Source organism: Pseudomonas sp. MDT2-39-1 (assembly GCF_054898085.1).
The window spans coordinates 5,326,032-5,344,096 of record NZ_CM142716.1 but is presented as its reverse complement, the minus strand read 5'-3'; the positions used below and the strand labels follow the sequence as shown (position 1 = coordinate 5,344,096).

The 18,065-nt window shown below is 58.2% G+C and carries 14 protein-coding genes, 1 other RNA gene and 1 pseudogene; 5 read left to right on the top strand and 11 right to left on the bottom strand.

Features of this window, described 5'->3' with window-relative positions; translation table 11 throughout:
- The first annotated feature begins 81 nt into the window (after positions 1-81).
- Positions 82-759, top strand: coding sequence for an isonitrile hydratase (inhA, locus tag ACYZTM_RS24990; protein WP_461985179.1), 678 nt, complete (start codon positions 82-84; stop codon positions 757-759).
- A 350-nt stretch (positions 760-1,109) separates the two neighbouring features.
- Here inhA and ACYZTM_RS24985 read toward each other — a convergent pair whose 3' ends face one another.
- From ACYZTM_RS24985 to ACYZTM_RS24970, 4 genes are all read right to left on the bottom strand, one after another.
- Positions 1,110-1,904: an IS3 family transposase gene (locus ACYZTM_RS24985; protein ID WP_461985177.1), complete on the bottom strand. Its 795-nt coding sequence runs from the start codon at positions 1,902-1,904 to the stop codon at positions 1,110-1,112.
- Between the two features lie 35 nt (positions 1,905-1,939).
- On the bottom strand, positions 1,940-2,236 hold the full coding sequence (locus ACYZTM_RS24980) for a transposase (protein ID WP_461981154.1): 297 nt from the start codon (positions 2,234-2,236) through the stop codon (positions 1,940-1,942).
- Between the two features lie 134 nt (positions 2,237-2,370).
- A complete protein-coding gene (recR, locus tag ACYZTM_RS24975; RefSeq protein WP_461985175.1) occupies positions 2,371-2,973 on the bottom strand; it encodes a recombination mediator RecR in 603 nt (200 codons plus the stop codon).
- 65 nt (positions 2,974-3,038) lie between these two features.
- Positions 3,039-4,073 (bottom strand): NADP-dependent oxidoreductase, encoded by a 1,035-nt coding sequence (locus ACYZTM_RS24970; protein ID WP_461985173.1) that lies wholly within the window; start codon positions 4,071-4,073, stop codon positions 3,039-3,041.
- Positions 4,074-4,312: 239 nt separating this feature from the next.
- On the opposite strand from ACYZTM_RS24970, the gene ACYZTM_RS24965 reads away from it, so the two are divergent.
- Positions 4,313-5,626: an IS4 family transposase gene (locus ACYZTM_RS24965; RefSeq protein ID WP_131063535.1), complete on the top strand. Its 1,314-nt coding sequence runs from the start codon at positions 4,313-4,315 to the stop codon at positions 5,624-5,626.
- Between the two features lie 123 nt (positions 5,627-5,749).
- On the opposite strand, the gene ACYZTM_RS24960 is transcribed toward ACYZTM_RS24965, so the two are convergent.
- Positions 5,750-6,088, bottom strand: coding sequence for a YbaB/EbfC family nucleoid-associated protein (locus tag ACYZTM_RS24960; protein WP_109628912.1), 339 nt, complete (start codon positions 6,086-6,088; stop codon positions 5,750-5,752).
- 67 nt (positions 6,089-6,155) lie between these two features.
- The gene (gene dnaX, locus ACYZTM_RS24955) at positions 6,156-8,243 is read right to left on the bottom strand and encodes a DNA polymerase III subunit gamma/tau (protein WP_131059983.1); all 2,088 of its coding nucleotides are present in this window, start codon (positions 8,241-8,243) and stop codon (positions 6,156-6,158) included.
- Between the two features lie 145 nt (positions 8,244-8,388).
- On the opposite strand from dnaX, the pseudogene ACYZTM_RS24950 reads away from it, so the two are divergent.
- Positions 8,389-9,140 (top strand): annotated as a pseudogene (locus ACYZTM_RS24950) (substrate-binding periplasmic protein).
- Between the two features lie 20 nt (positions 9,141-9,160).
- Here the strand turns inward: ACYZTM_RS24950 and ACYZTM_RS24945 are convergent.
- Positions 9,161-10,861 carry a putative bifunctional diguanylate cyclase/phosphodiesterase gene (locus ACYZTM_RS24945; protein ID WP_461985171.1) on the bottom strand — a complete coding sequence of 567 codons (1,701 nt, stop codon included), beginning with the start codon at positions 10,859-10,861 and terminating at the stop codon, positions 9,161-9,163.
- Positions 10,862-11,164: 303 nt separating this feature from the next.
- Here ACYZTM_RS24945 and ACYZTM_RS24940 point away from each other — a divergent pair, with 303 nt between their 5' ends.
- Entirely contained in the window at positions 11,165-11,479 is a 315-nt protein-coding gene (locus ACYZTM_RS24940) for a helix-turn-helix domain-containing protein (protein ID WP_131059985.1), read from the top strand.
- A 300-nt stretch (positions 11,480-11,779) separates the two neighbouring features.
- Positions 11,780-12,622, top strand: a complete 843-nt coding sequence (locus tag ACYZTM_RS24935; protein WP_461985168.1) for a hypothetical protein — start codon at positions 11,780-11,782, stop codon at positions 12,620-12,622.
- Between the two features lie 165 nt (positions 12,623-12,787).
- On the opposite strand, the gene ffs is transcribed toward ACYZTM_RS24935, so the two are convergent.
- The 4 genes from ffs to zipA form a co-directional block, all read right to left on the bottom strand.
- Positions 12,788-12,884: signal recognition particle sRNA small type (gene ffs / locus ACYZTM_RS24930), an RNA gene on the bottom strand.
- Positions 12,885-13,188: 304 nt separating this feature from the next.
- Positions 13,189-14,355: a zinc-binding metallopeptidase family protein gene (locus ACYZTM_RS24925; RefSeq protein WP_461985166.1), complete on the bottom strand. Its 1,167-nt coding sequence runs from the start codon at positions 14,353-14,355 to the stop codon at positions 13,189-13,191.
- Between the two features lie 181 nt (positions 14,356-14,536).
- Positions 14,537-16,894 carry an NAD-dependent DNA ligase LigA gene (gene ligA, locus ACYZTM_RS24920; protein WP_461985164.1) on the bottom strand — a complete coding sequence of 786 codons (2,358 nt, stop codon included), beginning with the start codon at positions 16,892-16,894 and terminating at the stop codon, positions 14,537-14,539.
- Positions 16,895-17,044: 150 nt separating this feature from the next.
- Positions 17,045-17,899 carry a cell division protein ZipA gene (gene zipA / locus ACYZTM_RS24915; protein WP_131059988.1) on the bottom strand — a complete coding sequence of 285 codons (855 nt, stop codon included), beginning with the start codon at positions 17,897-17,899 and terminating at the stop codon, positions 17,045-17,047.
- Positions 17,900-18,065: the final 166 nt, after the last annotated feature.

The following is an 18,065-nucleotide window of genomic DNA, read 5'->3' as shown; positions in this document are numbered from 1 at the left end:
AATTCGTGGGGTGATTGGCGTATACGCCAGATCCTACGAGCCTAAAGTGAAGTCGTCCACCCACTTCATGAGAAAAAAACCATGACGTTGCAGATCGGTTTTCTGTTGTTTCCACAGGTTCAACAACTGGACCTCACCGGCCCTTACGACGTGCTGGCCTCGTTGCCGGACGTGAAGGTGCATTTGATCTGGAAGGACCTGGTGCCGGTCACCTCAAGCACCGGGCTGGTGCTGAAGCCGACCACCACCTTCGACGATTGCCCGGCACTGGACGTGATCTGCATTCCCGGTGGCAGCGGTGTCGGGCCGTTGATGGAGGATGAAGAAACATTAGCTTTCATCAAGGCTCAGGCTGCCGACGCGCGTTATGTCACGTCGGTGTGCACCGGGGCGCTGGTGCTCGGCGCGGCCGGTCTGCTGAAGGGCAAACGCGCGACCACTCACTGGGCTTATCACGAATTGTTGGCGCCGCTGGGGGCAATCCCGGTGAAGGATCGGGTGGTGCGCGATGGCAATCTGCTGACCGGTGGCGGGATTACTGCGGGGATCGATTTTGCCCTGACCTTGGCCGCTGAGTTATTCGATAAGGACACGGCTCAGCTGGTGCAGTTGCAACTGGAATACGCCCCGGCGCCGCCGTTCGAGGCAGGCAGCCCTGAAACAGTACCGCAGAACGTATTGGCAGAAGCTCATCGGCGTGCGGCGCCATCGCTGCAACAACGCACGCAGATCACTGAACGGGCGGCGGCCAGGCTGTAGCTGCACTTTTCGACAGGCGAAAAAAAACCCGCCTAAGCGGGTTTTTCAAGACCATTTTCGACATCCTGTCGACAGCCGTCCTGGCCAATGGCCGATCATCCTTGACCCTGAGCACTCCCTGCGCTTCAGTTGATGGATCCAGAATAAGCGAATCGGTGAAGCATCAAAAGACGACATACCCGTTAAGCGGTGTAAGCCTTTGACCATAAGAACCAAAAACGTACACGGACAGCGTAGGAGCGAGGCTTGCCCGCGAACCAGGCGCTGCGGTCTAAGAGGAAGACCGCGTCATCGTTCTTCGCGGGCAAGCCTGTTGGGGTCCAGTTTTTTTGGACCACTCCGTAGGAGTTTTAGGCCGCCTGCTGCTCAAAGAGCGCAGGCGGCAGGTTATTCGATGCGGTGTGGCAACGGCGATGGTTGTAGTGCGACACAAAGTCGATCACATCCTTTTCCGCCTCAAAGTGACTTTGGTAACCATTTTCTGGCATCCAGTCGTGCTTCAGCGTTCTGAAGTAACGCTCTACTACCGCGTTGTCCCAACAGTTGCCACGACGACTCACGCTGTGGACGATTCGGCTTTCGGCCAGACACGCTGAAAACCTCTCGGCGGTGTACTGGCAGCCCTGATCTGAATGAAATAACAGCTCAGGCATTGGGCTGCGCAGCGCTACCGCCAATTTCAGCGCTTTGATCGACAAGTCTGTGTCAGCAGTTCTTGAACAGGCCCACCCCACAATTCGGCGGGAAAATAGATCCATCACTACGGCCAGATATAACCAGCTATCCCTCACTTTGATGTAGGTGATATCGCCTGCCCAGAGCGTGTCTGGCTGGACCGGATTAAAGCGACGATCAAGTATGTTCGGCGCCGTGATACTTGGTTTGGTGGCGCGACGATAGTGAGCGTAACGTGGCCGGCGCCTAGCTAAATCAAGGGTCTTGATCAAGGAGCGCATTCGGTGGCGTCCGATAAAAATGCCTTCCGCTCTCAACTCCTTGGATAAGCCGCGGGCCCCTAAAGCTTCGCGATGCTCTATATGCAGCGCACGAATCTTCATCTCCAAGCCACTCTCGATAACACGAGGCGGCTTGAGTTTACGTTTCGCGTAATAGCTACTGCGGGCCAAGCCTAAGACCAGACACATGCGTCTAATCGACACTTCCCCTCTAGCGCCGTCAATCACTTGGTTCGACTGAACAGAACCTTCAGATGAGAGGGCAATTGCTTTTTTAATACTTGGTTCTCGGCTTCGACCAGCGCCAATTTTGCCTGTAGCGACTCGATCAGTTCCTGGTCCTGTGGCCGAGAGGGTTGTGAAATCCCCGCATGCTCCCGACGCCAGAGCAGAACCCATCGGCGTAGAGCTGTAGGTCCAACTCCCGTTAGCTTGCAGGCTTCAGGTATGGAGCAATTCATCTCCACAACCAAGCGAATGGCCTCCGCTTTTTCCCCGATATTTACAATGCGATATCCCATGATGCTTCCTTAGATCGATGCTCCTACATCATGGTCCAAAAACATTGAGCCACAACAGCCTCGCTCCTACAGAAGTTTGCGATCCCTTGTAGGAGCGAGGCTTGCCCGCGAAGGCGTCAGTGGCGACACCACAATTACAAAGTGATCGGCTTACGCCCCGCAAACGAATGCGCCAATGTCCCGCCATCCACCAGTTCCAGCTCACCCCCCAACGGCACCCCGTGGGCGATACGCGAAGCAACCAGGCCTTTATTGCTCAGCAACTGGGCGATGTAATGCGCCGTCGCCTCACCTTCCACGGTCGGGTTGGTGGCCAGGATGACTTCAGTAAATGTGCCTGCCTCTTCGATCCGCGCCAGGAGCTGCGGAATACCGATGGCCTCCGGCCCCAGCCCGTCGAGCGGCGAGAGATGTCCCTTGAGCACAAAGTAGCGACCCCGGAAACCGGTCTGCTCCACGGCGTACACATCCATCGGACCTTCCACCACGCAGAGCAAGGTGTCATCACGACGAGTATCGGAACATTGCGGGCAGAGGTCGTCTTCGGTCAGCGTGCGGCATAACCGGCAGTGGCCCACCCCTTCCATCGCCTGGCTCAGTGCCGAAGCCAGTCGCGAACCACCGCTGCGATCACGCTCAAGCAGTTGCAGCGCCATGCGCTGGGCAGTTTTCTGACCGACACCCGGCAAAATTCTCAGGGCATCGATCAGTTGGCGAATCAAAGGGCTGAAGCTCATGGGGAAACGTCCGACAAAACAACGAGACGCGGTTTATACCCGCGCCTCGGATTAGCGTCAATTATTCAGTCCTGAGCGACCCGAACCACCAGTTTGCCAAAGTTGCGTCCTTCCAGCAGACCGATGAAGGCCTCGGGTGCATTTTCAAGGCCATCGACCACGTCTTCGCGGAACTTGACCTTGCCGTCTCGCACCCACGGCGCCATGGCGCTGACGAACTCCGGCTGACGATCACCGTAGTCGTCGAACACGATAAAGCCCTGGATTCGTACGCGCTTGGTCAGCAACGTGCGCTGCAATTGCGGCAGGCGATCCGGGCCGGTCGGGGCTTCGTGGGCGTTGTAGGAAGCGATGAGGCCGCACAGTGGAATCCGCGCCTTGGCATTGAGCAGCGGCACCACCGCGTCGAACACCTTGCCGCCGACGTTTTCGTAGTAAATATCGATGCCCTCGGAGCACGCCTGCGCCAGTTCATCGGCGAAGCTCGGGCTCTTGTGGTCGACGCAGGCATCGAATCCCAATTCCTCCACCACGTAGCGGCATTTTTCCGCGCCGCCCGCCACGCCAACCACGCGCAGGCCTTTGATCTTCGCCACCTGGCCGACCACCGAGCCCACTGCGCCCGAGGCGGCCGCGACCACCAGGGTTTCGCCAGCGTTGGGCTGGCCGATATCCATCAGGCCCATGTACGCGGTCATGCCCGGCATGCCCAGCACACCCAGGGCCATTGATGGGGTCGGCAAACCGCTCGGTACTGGAATGATGTTGCGGCCATCGCTGATGCTGTGGCTCTGCCAACCGGTGGCGCCCACCACTACGTCGCCTTCGTGGAACTTCGGATTCAGCGAGCGCTCGACGCGGCTGACAGCGCCACCGGTCATCACCTCGCCGATTTCTACCGGCGCGGCGTAGGACGGCGCGTCACTCATGCGACCGCGCATGTAGGGGTCCAGCGACAGGTATTGAGTCTTGAGCAGGACCTGGCCGTCGGCCAGGTCTGGCAACGCGACCCGCTCCAGGCGGAAATTCTCCGGCGTCGGCGCACCTGTAGGGCGGGACGCCAGGACGATACGTTGGTTGAGGGTCAATGCGTCTGGCATGTGAGCGTCTCCTTTGATCGATGAATTCGGCGGTATAGGGGAGCAGACCTTTGTGGTGGCAGGGCGTTCGATGTTTCGTCAGTTGTGCCGAGGTGAATTCTTCGCGGGCAAGCCTCGCGCCTACAGGAGTTCGCGATCCCATGTAGGAGCGAGGCTTGCCCTAATGCCAGTCAGTTAAGAAATTGACTTGCCCGCCCAGCAGTAATAGAAACGGGCTTATGTTTTTATGAGCCCGCTTCATGTCCCTACAAAACGCCCTTCAAGAAGTTACCAAACTCAATCCGATCTCTTTCGAACGCTTTGCGCAACTGATCGATCCCCTGTGGATCGAGCAAGCGCTGGCCTCGACCGGAACGGTTTCTCTGCGCCGTAGACGCCTGCCGGCCGAGCGTATTGTCTGGTTGGTGGTGGGGTTGGCCTTGTTCAAGAACGAGCCGATTTGGCTCATCGTGCAGCAGCTGGGACTGGCTTTGGGCGAAGCAAAGGTGCCTGTGCCCAGCGCAGCAGTCCAGGCCCGGCAACGGCTGGGAGCAGAGCCCCTTGCCGCACTGTTTAAGCAATTGGCAGAGTCATGGGGCGGTGCTGAGCAGCCAGCTTCGGCTGGCTTTTTAGGGTTACGCAGCTTTGCGGTAGACGGCGTGGTTTGGTCCACCCCTGACACACCAGAAAACCGCCAAGCCTTTGGTGGCGGGCGGACTCACTCGGGAGACGGAGCCTGGCCACAAGTGCGCGGTGTTTGCCTGATGGATACCTATAGTCACTTGATTCGGGCTGCCTGTTTTGGCGAGTTTGCTGTCGGCGAACTTCGCTATGCCAAAGGTCTGGAGAAAGCGGTAAGCGATCATTCGGTGACGATTTTTGACCGCGCCTATTACTCGGCGGCCCTCTTGCTCGACTGGCAGCACAGTGGAACCGAACGGCACTGGCTCATGCGGGCACGCAAACCGCTCAAGTACGAGGTGATCGAAGAGTTGGGCGCCGGTGATTGGCTTGTGCGACTGACGGTTTCCAGAGATGCGCTCAAGCAACGTCCAGACCTTCCTAGCCATTGGCAGGCAAGACTGATTGAGTACTCGATAGACGACAAACCCCGCCGCTATCTCACCTCGTTGATCGATGCCGAACGTTACCCTGCCAATCAGGTGGCGGGGCACTACAACGAACGCTGGGAAATCGAGTTGGGTTACCGCGAGATCAAGCAAAACCTGCTCAAAGGAGAGCAATTACGCAGTAAACAACCTGATCTGGTGCGTCAAGAACTGTGGGGAACTCTGCTGGCCTACAACCTGATCCGTCAGGAAATGCGCTTGATGGCTGAAGAAATAAAGGTGGTACCGCAACGCTTGAGTTTTCTCTGGTTGTCTCAAGCGGTCAGCAATGCGCTGCGCTTCTGTCCGCTGGAAACGCCAGGCACGATCCCTAAACGACTGGCAGAACTGAGAATCCAGGCTCAGCACTTCATACTGCCAGCCAGACGAGAGCGAAGTTACCCAAGAGTGGTCAAGCCTAGACCAGTCAAATACCCCAAAAAGAGGGCTGGAGGGCTTAACTGACTGGCATTAAGGCTTGCCCGCGAAGGCTGCCTAACGGGCACCGTGTTTCCAACTGGCAGAAACAAAAATGCCAGGCGCGATGCCTGGCATTTTTTTGTAGCTCATTCGATGCGCTTTGGCGAATCAGAACGGCAGTTTCATACCCGGCGGCAGTTGCATGCCAGCGGTCATGTTGCCCATCTTGTCCTGGCTGTTGGCTTCGATCTTGCGCACGGCATCGTTGACGGCGGCAGCGAACACCGCTTCCAGCATCTCTTTGTCGTCTTCGCTCAGGCCTTCAACCAGGCTTGGGTCGATGGTCACGCGCTTGACGTCGTGACGACCGGTCATCACCACGGTGACCATATCGCCGCCGGCTTTACCGGTGACTTCGGCGTTGGCCAGTTCTTCCTGCATCTTGGCCATTTTTTCCTGCATCTGCTGCGCCTGCTTCATCAGGCCGGCCATGCCACCTTTCATCATGGGAATCACCTCAAAAGTACTTGGATTTAAACAGCGCCCGGCCCTTGAGGCCGAACGCCTTCAGTTATTAGCCCTGACTGACCAGGGCTTCGACAGGTTCAATAGTATCGTTACGGACCACCGCACCGAACTGCTGCATCATTTGCTGGATGAACGGATCACCGTGGATTGACTCCTCGGCCTCGCGCTGACGGTTGACGCGGCGCCGAGACGCGGCCTGGGCCGGGGTTTCCTGCTCAGGCTTGATCAGCTCCATGGTCAGGGTCAGCGTACGCCCGTGAAACTGGTTCAAAGCATCGTTGAGACGACGTTGCTGGGTCGCATTGAACAAGGCGCTGTGGGCCGGGTCCAGGTGCAACAGCCAGTTGTCGCCATCGACAGCGATCAGGGTGCAGTTGGCGGCGATGCTGCCGGTCATGCCCGAGATCGGCAATTTCGGGAACAGCTCCAGCCATTGCAGGGCCAGACCGGTGGCGGGCATGGCGGCCGGCTCAGGTTCGGGTTCCGGCGCGGGTTCGGCGGCGTGTTCGCTGGCCAGTTCATCGAGGTAGCTGTAAGCCGAATCCATGTCCGGCTCGATGTAATCTTCGTCCAGCGGCGGCTCGTCATCCAGGTCCACGCCCGGCGTGGCGGCGTCGACGTCGGCCACCGACGGCTCCGGGATCGGCGCCGCGGCCCACTCCGGCGCGTCCGGCACCACGCTGTCAGGTGTCGGCAACGGCATGGGCGGCAGATCGGGTTGTTCGCTGGCGGTTTCCAGAACCGGCTCGACGGCGGGTTGCTGGACGGGCTCCGGCTCGACCGGGTCATTCCACGGCAAGTCGACCACCGCTTCGACCGCGACAGGCTCAACCACAGGCTCGGCCATGACAACGGGCGCAACCGGTTCAGGCTCTGGAGCAGGAACCGCCGCAGCGACGGGTTCAGGCACAGGCGCAGGGGCAACGGGGGCAACTGCCGCAGCGACTACCGGCGCCACAACCGGTGCGGCAGCCACTGAATTTGCGGAATCAACTGTGGCCTGGCTGATCCCCACTGGCTTTAGCGGTTGCCTCGGGGCGTCCGCGGTGTCCGCCGGTCGGAACGCGAGCATTCGCAGCAAGACCATTTCGAAGCCACCACGGGGGTCCGGCGCCAGCGGCAAGTCGCGGCGGCCGATCAGGCCCATCTGGTAATAGAACTGCACATCTTCGGCCGGCAGTGCCTGGGCCAGTGCCAGCACCCGATCGCGGTCGCCGTGACCGTTGTCGACGCCTTCAGGCAACGCCTGGGCGATGGCGACACGGTGCAGCACGTTGAGAATTTCCGAGAGCACGCCGTTCCAGTCCGGGCCTTGTTCGGCCAGATGGCGGACGGCTTCGAGCAAGGCCTTGGCGTCGCCTTCGATCAACGAGTGCAGAACGTCGTAGACCTGACCATGGTCGAGTGTGCCGAGCATCGCCCGCACGTCGGCGGCCATGACCTTGCCTTCACCGAAGGCGATGGCCTGGTCGGTCAGGCTCATGGCGTCACGCATCGAGCCGTCGGCGGCGCGGCCCAGCAGCCACAGTGCATCGTCTTCGAACGGCACGTTCTCGACGCCCAGCACGTGGGTCAAATGCTCGACCACGCGTTCCGGGGTCATGTTCTTCAGGGAGAACTGCAAGCAACGCGAAAGAATGGTTGCAGGAAGTTTCTGCGGGTCGGTCGTCGCCAGGATGAACTTGACGTAGGGCGGCGGTTCTTCAAGGGTTTTCAACAGCGCATTGAAGGAATGGCTGGAGAGCATGTGCACTTCGTCGATCAGGTAGACCTTGAAGCGCCCGCGGCTCGGCGCGTATTGCACGTTATCGAGCAGCTCACGGGTGTCTTCGACCTTGGTCCGGCTCGCGGCGTCGATCTCGATCAGGTCGACAAAGCGGCCTTCATCGATCTCGCGGCACACCGAACACTCGCCGCAGGGCGTCGAAGTGATACCTGTTTCACAGTTCAGGCATTTGGCGATGATGCGCGCGATGGTGGTCTTGCCGACCCCGCGCGTACCGGTGAACAGGTACGCGTGGTGCAGCCGCTGGCTGTCCAAGGCATTGATCAGAGCCTTGAGCACATGGGTCTGGCCGACCATTTCGCGGAACGAGCGCGGACGCCATTTACGTGCAAGAACCTGATAACTCATCGAAAACCGTCGCAACGAAGGAACAGAAGCGGCTAATGCTAGCGGAGCAAGGCCAAAATTGCATCCGGCGCGCTCGTCTAATCTGGCTGAGATGCACTTTGCGGGGCTTTTAATCGGCTCAGGTTTGCGATGTACCGGAGCGTTTATGCGTTTTGCCTCGGGGGCACTGCTGTGGATAAGCCTGGACGTCGCCGCCGCCGAAGCGCCGCTGCGTTTCGTGGTGCCCGACAGTTGGGCGATGCCGATGGTGCAGCTGGAGCGCGGGCAAGTGACCCAGGGCATCCTGTTCGACGTGATGCTGAGCCTCGCGACCCAGGTCGGCGTGCCGGCCGAATTCCATGTACTGCCGCGGGCCCGGGTGCAAAACGCCATGGAACACGGCGAGGTCGATGTCCGCTGCTATGCCGCGCAGTCCTGGTTGCCGAATCAGTCCGGAGACTACATCTGGAGCATTCCGCTGTGGTTTCAGCGCGACATGCTGATCAGCCGGCAAGATCCGCAGCCCTCGGTGGTGCCTGCGAGCTTGTCGCGACAACCCATCGGTACCGTGCTCGGTTACTCCTACCAACGCTGCAACCGCTGTTCGATGCCGACCGACTGCACCGCGAAGACGCGCGCAACCAGGAACAGGTGCTGGAAAAACTCCACGCGGGGCGCTATCGCTATGCCGTGAGTAACCAATGGACACTGGACTGGTTCAATCAACGCCTGTTGCCCGGCCAGCAACTCAAAGGCGTGGCGGTGTTGCAGGAACAAATTGTGGGGTGCTACGTGCGCAACGACCCCAAGGTGCCGGTGCAACGTATATTGCGCACGTTGCTGCGGATGAAAATGTCGGGGGAGATTGATGACATTATCCGGCTCTATATTGGAAACGAACCCGAAGCCAACCCATAACCTGTGGTGATCACAAGACTTCAGCCAACCCGATCCAGCACCCGCCATTGCAGTGGTGCGACAAATCCCGCAACCCACCCCGGCACATCGGCAGGAGGCATCGGCCGGGCGATGAAATAGCCTTGGGCAACTTCACACCCCAGTCGCAACAGCAACTCACCATGCTCGATACTTTGCAGCCCTTCGGCAATCACCTGCCGGCCAAACGCTCGGGCCAGTCCGATCACCGCCGTGGTCAGCGCCAAGTCATCGTGATCATCAAGAATGTCGCGCACAAACGATTTATCGATCTTGATGGTTTGGGTGCGCAAACGCTTGAGGTAGCTCAGCGACGAATAGCCGGTGCCGAAGTCACCCAATGAAAACTGCACCCCGAGTGCCTGACAGGCCTGCAAACAGGCGCTGACGTGCTGGATATTCTCGATCGCCACTGACTCGACGATTTCCAGGTCGAGCATCTGCGGAGCAACGTCGGTATGCCGGGCCAGGACGTGCCTGAGGCGGTCGACGAAATCCGCGCGCTGAAAATGCCGTGCCGCGATATTAATGCTGATCGGCCAGCCCTGCCCCGCCTGCTGCCAGTGGTGCAACTGCGTCAACACCTGATCCATCACCCATTCACCGATGTCGACGATCAGGTCCGTCTCTTCCACCAGCGGCAAAAACTCCCGGGCCGGGACCAGGCCATTTTGCGGATGCTCCCAGCGCAACAGCGCCTCGAAGCCGACCACCACGCCAAGGCGCATATTGACCTTGGGTTGAAAATGCAGACGCAACTCATCGGCGGCCAGCGCCTGACGCACTCGCTCGACCGTCTGGTGAGTGGCCTTGACCTCCTGATCCCTCGACACGTCGAACAGATGGAATCGGTTGCGACCGCGCTGCTTGGCCACGTACATGGCCTGATCGGCGTGACGCAACAGGGTTTCGGCATCTTCATTATCGAGGGGAAACAGCGTGACGCCGATACTGGCGAACACATTGATGTCCTTGCCATGCAAGGTGTACGGCGCCGAGACTGCCCCCAGCACCCGATTCAGCGCCGCGCGCAATTCCGGCAGATCCCGCACGTAACGCAACACCAGCACGAACTCGTCGCCAGCCAACCGCGCTACCACATCTTCGCCACGCACGATGTGGCGCAAACGCTTCGCCACTTCCACCAGCAATTGATCGCCACTGGCGTGGCCGTAGCCGTCGTTGACCGCTTTGAACCCGTCAAGGTCGAGCATACAGACGGCGAGCGGAATGTTTTCCTGCCGGGAGAACTCCAGCGCCTGGTCCAGCAGATCCGAGAGGAACGCCCGATTGGGCAACCCGGTCAGCACATCATGCCCGACCCGCCATTGCAGGGAATGTAATAACTGGCGTTTTTCACTGATGTCGAAACGAATCGACAGGTATCGATCAACCCGTCCGGTGGCGTCATTGAGTACCGGCACCATGGTGCTTTCGACCCAGTACAGGCTGCCGTTCTTGGCGCGATTACAAATGTCGCCCTTCCAGACGTTGCCCAGCGCAATGGTGCGCCACATGCCGGCGAAGAAATCAGCGCTGTGCACACCGGAATTGAGGAGACGATGGTTCTGCCCGAGCAACTCATCACGGCTATAGCCGGACACGGCGCAGAACTGATCGTTGACGTGGGTGATCCGACCGCTCAGGTCAGTCTCGGAAAAAATGGCGGCGGCATCCACGGCCCTGCGGTATTTCTCATCCATGAATCAGGCTCGCTGTCGCTAGCGGTGGGACTGCGCAAACACGTTTTCACTCCATGACCCGCATTTGATGACTTCGCAGAACCGAAGATCGGCTAGTCTCAAAAACCTCGTGCAAGGCTGGCAAGGGAGCGCAATGCTGACGGTTTCGCATTGCCCATTTTCTCGAAACAGGTCACTAAACACCCCTTATTGGCGGCGATTCTACGAAATGCATCACATTTTGCAAAGCAAGGTGATGGATCATGCAGTTGTCTAATGCAAAAATCTATCGTTAAGTTCTTGATTCTAAATGGGAATTGAGCGATGCAAATTTCAAGTTTGGGTCCAGCCATCCGACGCTACCGCAAGGTCGCGGGGCTTACTCAGGCTGAACTCGGCGAAAAAACCGGTTTTGACCCCAAAACCATCAGCCGCTTTGAAACCGGAACGTATACCCCCAGCGTTGAAGCCTTGTTCCTGCTTGCCAAGGTGCTGGACGTAAAGCTGAAAGCCTTTTTCGCAGATTTAGTCGATGAAGATGAACAGCGGGCGTATCTGTTCGGCGTCATTCACAAAGCCACCCCGAAGGATCTGGGAAAGCTGATTGCAGCGGTTGACCAGGCCTTGTCCAAGCCTTGATGTAGATGTGAAAAAAGAGGAGCCCGATCTGTCGATGTGCAGCAGATCGAGCTCCTCTTCTGAACAGTGCCGCACTAATTATGCCAATTAAGGAGCCAAATAAGTTGCTCCTCTTTTGTTATATGCGAGCGACTGAAATAGGCATACCCCTACCAAGTTAAAACACTCCAACCACTCGTCGGAACTGTCAGAAATGACAGTAGACGAGAGATTTCGCAATAACCTAATTTTAGTGCCGCAGAAAGCCGCAAGCTTTATGCAAAAAGACCAACTCAACTATACTTTGCGCAGGAAGCCAAAATGAAAAATGAATCTGTGGTCGCCTCAAACAAGATCCTCTTGTCAGTAAACGCCTCTCAGACTCTTTCGCTATCGCCACACCTATTCACGTGGACTAGAATTACAAATCCGGAATGGAAGTTAATCGACACATGGTACGGTGACCGCCTTGGCCTACCATCAACAACTGAAATCCGTGAAAATAATCACGGCTTAACAGTCGCCTATATCTCAGAGTCGACTGACTTAAAGATGACCAACTCCGAAACAGAATGTGTATTTAAAATAGAGAAAAATGGAGACCAGATTACTTATACCTCAATGAATTCACAGGGATCGGTTGAGACCTATTCGTCTTGGGGCATCCTCAGCGGGGTAGGTCTTATAGTCGGTGAGCAAGCACCCCATGAAAATCGAACAGAACTCCATGAAGAGCATGGCATCCAATACTTGATAGCAGGAGGGGAGGTGAACAACATTACCTCTGGCGTGGGGAAAAAGTCCGTTGTAATTTCAGACAGCACTTATTTTCGTTTCACAACCAATACCAGCATGTACTATTCAACACCAGCTAATCAGACAGGGGTCATTCATCAAAAGATTTCTGATGAGTTGGTTAAGGTTGAAAACAGAATACTGCAGGGCAGCGCATCTTCGGGTGGAAACTACGCTCTCACCGACAACCAAAACAACCTTTATCCTGACGGCAAATCAACACTGTATATAAATGACGGATTTTCGGAAAGCGTGGCCGAAATAGAGTTCGATCATAACACCACCGATAAAAGCGTTAAGATATCGGTGATATCACACACAGTAAGAGTCTGTGAATTCAGAGAATCAGATATTGTATTTGCGCTATAACTCAGCCGGTGGAATACCCCGCCAAACCAGGTGGGGTTTCACTAGCAAAAAATATGCTGCCCAGGGCAAGATTTGAGCAGTAAAAACACCGCGCGACGCTAAATCAGAGAAATAATTTGAATTTGGCAAACCTTTCGAACGAAGGCTTGGGCGTTATGGAGGCAACCCCACCAGCCACACCCCGGCACACAATGTTCCCGCTGTGGCTGCTTCCTTCCGGATCTGACCAGGTTCACGGGTAATCGTTGCGGGGGGACCGATGGGGTCACCATAACGACGCTCACCTGACGGCGAGCCGCGCCATTGTACCTATCTGAGACGAAGTTACAACCGTTCGATCCAGATTAAAAATATGAATCAGGTCAAGGACATGCACAGGACGCGAAACTCCACTGTTCGTAGCAGCTGTCGAGCCTGCGAGGCTGCGTCCGGCTGCGCAGCAGTCGTAAAATCAGGCAGCGCGGTTTTGCAGGTAAACCGCGAGCACCGGATTTACGACTGCTTTGCAGCCGGACGCAGCCTCGCAGGCTCGACAGCTGCTACAAGCGGACGCGCTGTGTGCAGGATTACAGGTCTTGCAACACCTCATCCGCCCTGCCGCCCTCTTGCTGGATCACCAAGTGGATGAAGTGCAGCTTGGCAATCACCGCTGGTGGCAGGACGAACGGATAAAAATCCGGCTGGCCCATGCTGCGCGACAGTTCATTGAGCATGCCGGCCAGTTCGATCCACGCGTTGACGAATGACAGGAACGCCGCGCCGCCGGGATGCTGCGGATCGTAGAGCGTGTCGGACGGAAATGGCTGGTAGTCAAAATCCATTTCCCGCGCGCTCATGCCAAACCCCAGCGCCGTGTCCACCGCATCCATCATGTGCAGGTAATGCGCCCAGGTTTCCGCCCAGTCTTCCCACGGATGCATGGTGGCGTAGGCGCTGACGCACTGTTGCTGCCAGTCGAGTGGTGCGCCTTGCTGGTAATGCCGCTCCAGAGCGTCGGCGTAGCTGACACGCTCATCGCCGAACAGGCTGCGGAACGACTCCAACCAAGGGCTATTGGCGATCAAGCGGTCCCAGTAGTAATGCCCGACTTCATGCCGAAAATGCCCGAGCAGCGTGCGATAAGGCTCGTGCATTTGCACCCGGACCTTTTCGCGGTGGGCGTCGTCGGCTTCCTTGATATCGAGGGTGATCAGACCGTTGGCGTGACCCGTGGTCGGCGGCTTGCCTTCAAGGTCGACACCGATGAAGTCGAAGGCCAGGCCGGTCTGTTCGTCGATGCCTTTGGGAATCACCTGCAAACCCAGGCTGATCAACTGTGCGACCAGACGACGCTTGGCGGTTTCGACCTTGCGCCAGCGTTCGTGGTTTTCGGCAATCGACAGGTCTGGAATGGTGCGATTCAGGCTACAGGCGATGCACAACGCATCGTGGTCATTGGCCGGCAGCAACCAATTACACGCAGCGGGAGAGTCGAGGTTGGCGCAGCGCCGGAACAGACCGGCTTCGGGATCGGCGTCGAGCCGCCAGGTGTCCGCCTGCACGCCTGGCTGCAGCGAGGACAGGCGACTCTGCTCCGGCTGATAACCCAGCGCTGCCGAACAGGCCAGGCACTGGCTGTTGCGAAAGAACAGCGACTGCCCGCAGCGACAATGCCAGACCTTGCTGTTGCGCGAACTTTCGCCCATGAAGGGCGCGGCGATGCGTGAGCTGAGCTGTTCGAAAAAGCGGTACATGGCGATCTCTCCCTGGGGCTTGCCAAGACTAGATCATTGCCGCGCGAAGATCGTTCAAGTTCAACGCAATCAATGTGGGAGCGAGCTTGCTCGCGATAGCGGCGGATCAGGCAACATTAATTTTGACTGTGATGGCCTCATCGCGAGCAAGCTCGCTCCCACAGGTTGAATCGTCAGGCCCTTAATCTGCCTTGCCATACTTGCGCAACTCTTTAAGGAGCCTCTCTTCATCATAAACAGTCAACCCCAACTCATTAGCCTTCGCCAACTTGGAACCCGCGCCCGGTCCTGCCACAACAAAATGAGTTTTAGAGGACACGGAACCTGAGACCTTGGCACCGAGGCTTTCGAGCTTGCCCTTGGCGATATCACGGCTCATCAACTCCAGCGAACCGGTCAGCACCCAAGTCTGGCCAGCCAGCGGCAAGCCTTCGACGACTTTCTTCTCGCTCTGCCAGTGCATGCCGAAGTCAGCCAATTGCGCCTCAGCAGTAATCGAACGCTGACGATTTTCTTCAACCGCGAAAAACTCGCGAACCGAATTAGCCTGCTTCTCCGGCAATGCCTGACGCATGTCCAGCCAATCAGCGCTCATCACCGATTCCAGCGAACCAAACTTGTCCGCCAGCTTCTGCGCCCCACCCGGCCCGACCGAAGGAATGTGCAGCTTGTCGAGGAAACCGCCCAGCGTGGTACTGGCGGCGAACTCGGCTCCCAGCTCGCCCTGATCCTGAATCTGCATGCCGTGCTTGAGCAGGTCCGCAATCACCTGCTGGTTATGCGCATCTTCAAAGAAGCTGTGAATCTCGTGAGCCACTTCCAGGCCGACATCCGGCAAGTACGTCAGCACTTGCGGCAACGCCTGTTGAACCCGCTCCAGCGAGCCAAGGGAGCGCGCCAGCACCTTGGCCGTCTCTTCGCCGACATCCGGTATCCCGAGGGCGTAGATGAACCGTGCAAGGCTCGGTTGCTTGCTGTCTCCAATGGCACTGAGCAGGTTCTTGCTCGACAGCTCGGCGAAGCCTTCCAGATCGACGATTTGCTCGAACGTCAGGGCGTACAGATCGGCCGGCGAGTTCACCAGCCCTTCGTCCACCAACTGCTCGACGCTCTTCTCGCCCAGGCCTTCAATGTCCATCGCGCGACGGGAGACGAAGTGAATGATCGCCTGCTTGAGTTGCGCACCGCAGGCCAGTCGACCGACGCAGCGATACACCGCGCCTTCGCTGACGGTCTCGCGCCCCTTGCTGCGCTTGACCAATTGCGTACGCTCGACATGGGAGCCGCAGACCGGGCACTTCTCAGGAATATGCACTGGACGCGCGTCATCCGGACGGCGCTCCATGACCACCTGCACCACTTGCGGAATCACGTCACCCGCGCGGCGGATGATCACCGTGTCGCCGATCATCAAGCCCAGACGCGCCACTTCGTCCATGTTGTGCAACGTCGCATTGGCCACGGTGACACCCGCGACCTTGACCGGTTTCAACCGAGCCACGGGCGTCACGGCGCCGGTGCGGCCGACCTGGAATTCCACGTCGAGCAGCTCGGTGAGTTCTTCCATGGCCGGGAATTTGTGGGCAATCGCCCAACGCGGTTCGCGCGCACGGAAACCCAACTCACGCTGGGACGCGATGCTGTTGACCTTGAACACCACGCCATCGATTTCATAGGCCAGACCGTTGCGGCGCTCACCGATGTCGCGGTAGTAATCCAGGCATTCATCAATGCCGTGCGCCAGTTTCAGCTCGCGACTGATCGGCATGCCCCACGCTTGGAGCTGCTTGAGATTGCCGATGTGCGTGTCGGCAATATCCGCCGAAATCTGGCCGATGCCGTAGCAGCAGAATTCCAGCGGACGGTTGGCGGTGATCTTCGAATCCAGTTGCCGCAAGCTGCCCGCCGCCGCGTTGCGCGGGTTGGCGAAGGTCTTGCCGCCGACTTCCAGCTGCGTGGCGTTCAGGCGCTCGAAACCGGCCTTGGACATGAACACTTCGCCGCGCACTTCCAGGGTCGCCGGCCAGCCGCTGCCCTGCAGCTTGAGCGGGATATTGCGCACGGTGCGCACGTTGACGCTGATGTCTTCGCCAGTGGTGCCGTCGCCCCGCGTTGCGCCGCGTACTAACACGCCGTCCTGATAAAGCAGGCTGACCGCCAGGCCATCGAGCTTCGGTTCGCAGCTGTATTCCACCGCCGCGCCGCCGCCAAACAAATCGCCGGCCGGCAGGTCGAGCCCTTCAGTCACCCGGCGATCGAACTCGCGCATGTCGGTTTCTTCGAAGGCGTTGCCGAGGCTGAGCATCGGCACTTCGTGGCGCACCTGAGTGAACGCCGACAACGCCGCGCTGCCAACTCGCTGGGTCGGCGAATCGCTGGTGATCAGGTCGGGATTGGCCGCTTCGAGGGCCTTGAGCTCGTGGAACAACCGGTCGTACTCGACGTCCGGGATGCTCGGTTCGTCCAGCACGTGATAACGGTAGTTGTGCTGATCCAGCTCAGCGCGCAGTTCTAGAATGCGGTTTTTGGCGGCGGTCATGGGTGTTCTCTCATAAAGCAAAAGAGCAGCCGAGGCTGCTCAATCTGTGCTGCTGTACAAATCATTGTAGGAGCCAGCGGTACGGCGACCCGACTTGCCGGCGAAGGCGTATGTGTGATCGCCTTCGCCGGCAAGCCTGGCTCCTACAGATCAACGCTTCTGGGTCAGGGCGCGACGTTCGAATTCAACGATGCGCTGACGGTAGTGCTCGATGGTCTGGGCGGTCAGTACGCTGCGCTGGTCGTCTTTCAGTTCGCCATTCAGCTCCTGGGACAGTTTGCGCGCTGCGGCCACCATCACGTCGAACGCTTGCTTCGGATGACGCGGGCCTGGCAGGCCGAGGAAGAAGCTCACCGCCGGCGTGCTGAAATGGTCGATATCATCCAGATCGAAGATGCCCGGCTTGACCGCATTGGCCATGGAGAACAGGACTTCACCGTTGCCGGCCATGCTTTCGTGGCGGTGGAAAATATCCATCTCGCCGAAACGCAGACCGCTTTCCAGAATGTTCTGTAACAACGCCGGGCCTTTGAAGCCGGCCGTGTCGCGGCAGATCACGCTGATCACCAGCACTTCTTCGGCTTGCGGTTGTTCCTTGTCGCTGACCGAAGGCGAGGCCTTGGTGTCATCCGGGAAGTCGTCGTCACGGCTGCTGAAGCTCGGGCCGCCGTCCAGATCCAGGCTGAGGTTCATGTCACCCTGGGAAGGCTCGCCGTGGCCACGCTTGCCGCGCTTGGAACCCGATTCACGCGGCTCACGGGCAGGCATGCTCACCGACGGCAGATCGTGCTCGTCCAGTTGCGGTTCTTTATGATTATCCAGCACGCGGGGCGGGCCCAACAGCTCGGCGCTGGTGTCCTCGTCCGGCAGGTTGGACAAACTTCGGTCAAGACGGAATTTCAGTTTTCCCTTGCCGCCGCGCATGCGACGCCAGCCATCGAAAAGAATACCGGCAATGACAATAATGCCGATGACGATCAGCCACTCGCGCAGACCGATTTCCATGTAATCCCGTGCCTCTATAAAAAATGCTGAAAAATAAGGGGTTTACAACTCGCAAACCGCTTTAAAACGTGGCGCCAACTCTATGTTCTGACAGGCGTTTTGCCCACGTATACGAAAAATTGACATTAAACTAGCACGACCAAAGGCAACTTTACACCGTCTGTCA

Excerpts from the sequence above, each read along its gene's own strand:
- inhA (WP_461985179.1), top strand. The coding sequence starts at position 82 with ATGACGTTGCAGATCGGTTTTCTGTTGTTTCCACAGGTTCAACAACTG.
- ACYZTM_RS24985 (WP_461985177.1), bottom strand. The coding sequence starts at position 1,904 with ATGTGTCTGGTCTTAGGCTTGGCCCGCAGTAGCTATTACGCGAAACGT.
- ACYZTM_RS24980 (WP_461981154.1), bottom strand. The coding sequence starts at position 2,236 with ATGGGATATCGCATTGTAAATATCGGGGAAAAAGCGGAGGCCATTCGC.
- recR (WP_461985175.1), bottom strand. The coding sequence starts at position 2,973 with ATGAGCTTCAGCCCTTTGATTCGCCAACTGATCGATGCCCTGAGAATT.
- ACYZTM_RS24970 (WP_461985173.1), bottom strand. The coding sequence starts at position 4,073 with ATGCCAGACGCATTGACCCTCAACCAACGTATCGTCCTGGCGTCCCGC.
- ACYZTM_RS24965 (WP_131063535.1), top strand. The coding sequence starts at position 4,313 with ATGTCCCTACAAAACGCCCTTCAAGAAGTTACCAAACTCAATCCGATC.
- ACYZTM_RS24960 (WP_109628912.1), bottom strand. The coding sequence starts at position 6,088 with ATGATGAAAGGTGGCATGGCCGGCCTGATGAAGCAGGCGCAGCAGATG.
- dnaX (WP_131059983.1), bottom strand. The coding sequence starts at position 8,243 with ATGAGTTATCAGGTTCTTGCACGTAAATGGCGTCCGCGCTCGTTCCGC.
- ACYZTM_RS24945 (WP_461985171.1), bottom strand. The coding sequence starts at position 10,861 with ATGGATGAGAAATACCGCAGGGCCGTGGATGCCGCCGCCATTTTTTCC.
- ACYZTM_RS24940 (WP_131059985.1), top strand. The coding sequence starts at position 11,165 with ATGCAAATTTCAAGTTTGGGTCCAGCCATCCGACGCTACCGCAAGGTC.
- ACYZTM_RS24935 (WP_461985168.1), top strand. The coding sequence starts at position 11,780 with ATGAAAAATGAATCTGTGGTCGCCTCAAACAAGATCCTCTTGTCAGTA.
- ACYZTM_RS24925 (WP_461985166.1), bottom strand. The coding sequence starts at position 14,355 with ATGTACCGCTTTTTCGAACAGCTCAGCTCACGCATCGCCGCGCCCTTC.
- ligA (WP_461985164.1), bottom strand. The coding sequence starts at position 16,894 with ATGACCGCCGCCAAAAACCGCATTCTAGAACTGCGCGCTGAGCTGGAT.
- zipA (WP_131059988.1), bottom strand. The coding sequence starts at position 17,899 with ATGGAAATCGGTCTGCGCGAGTGGCTGATCGTCATCGGCATTATTGTC.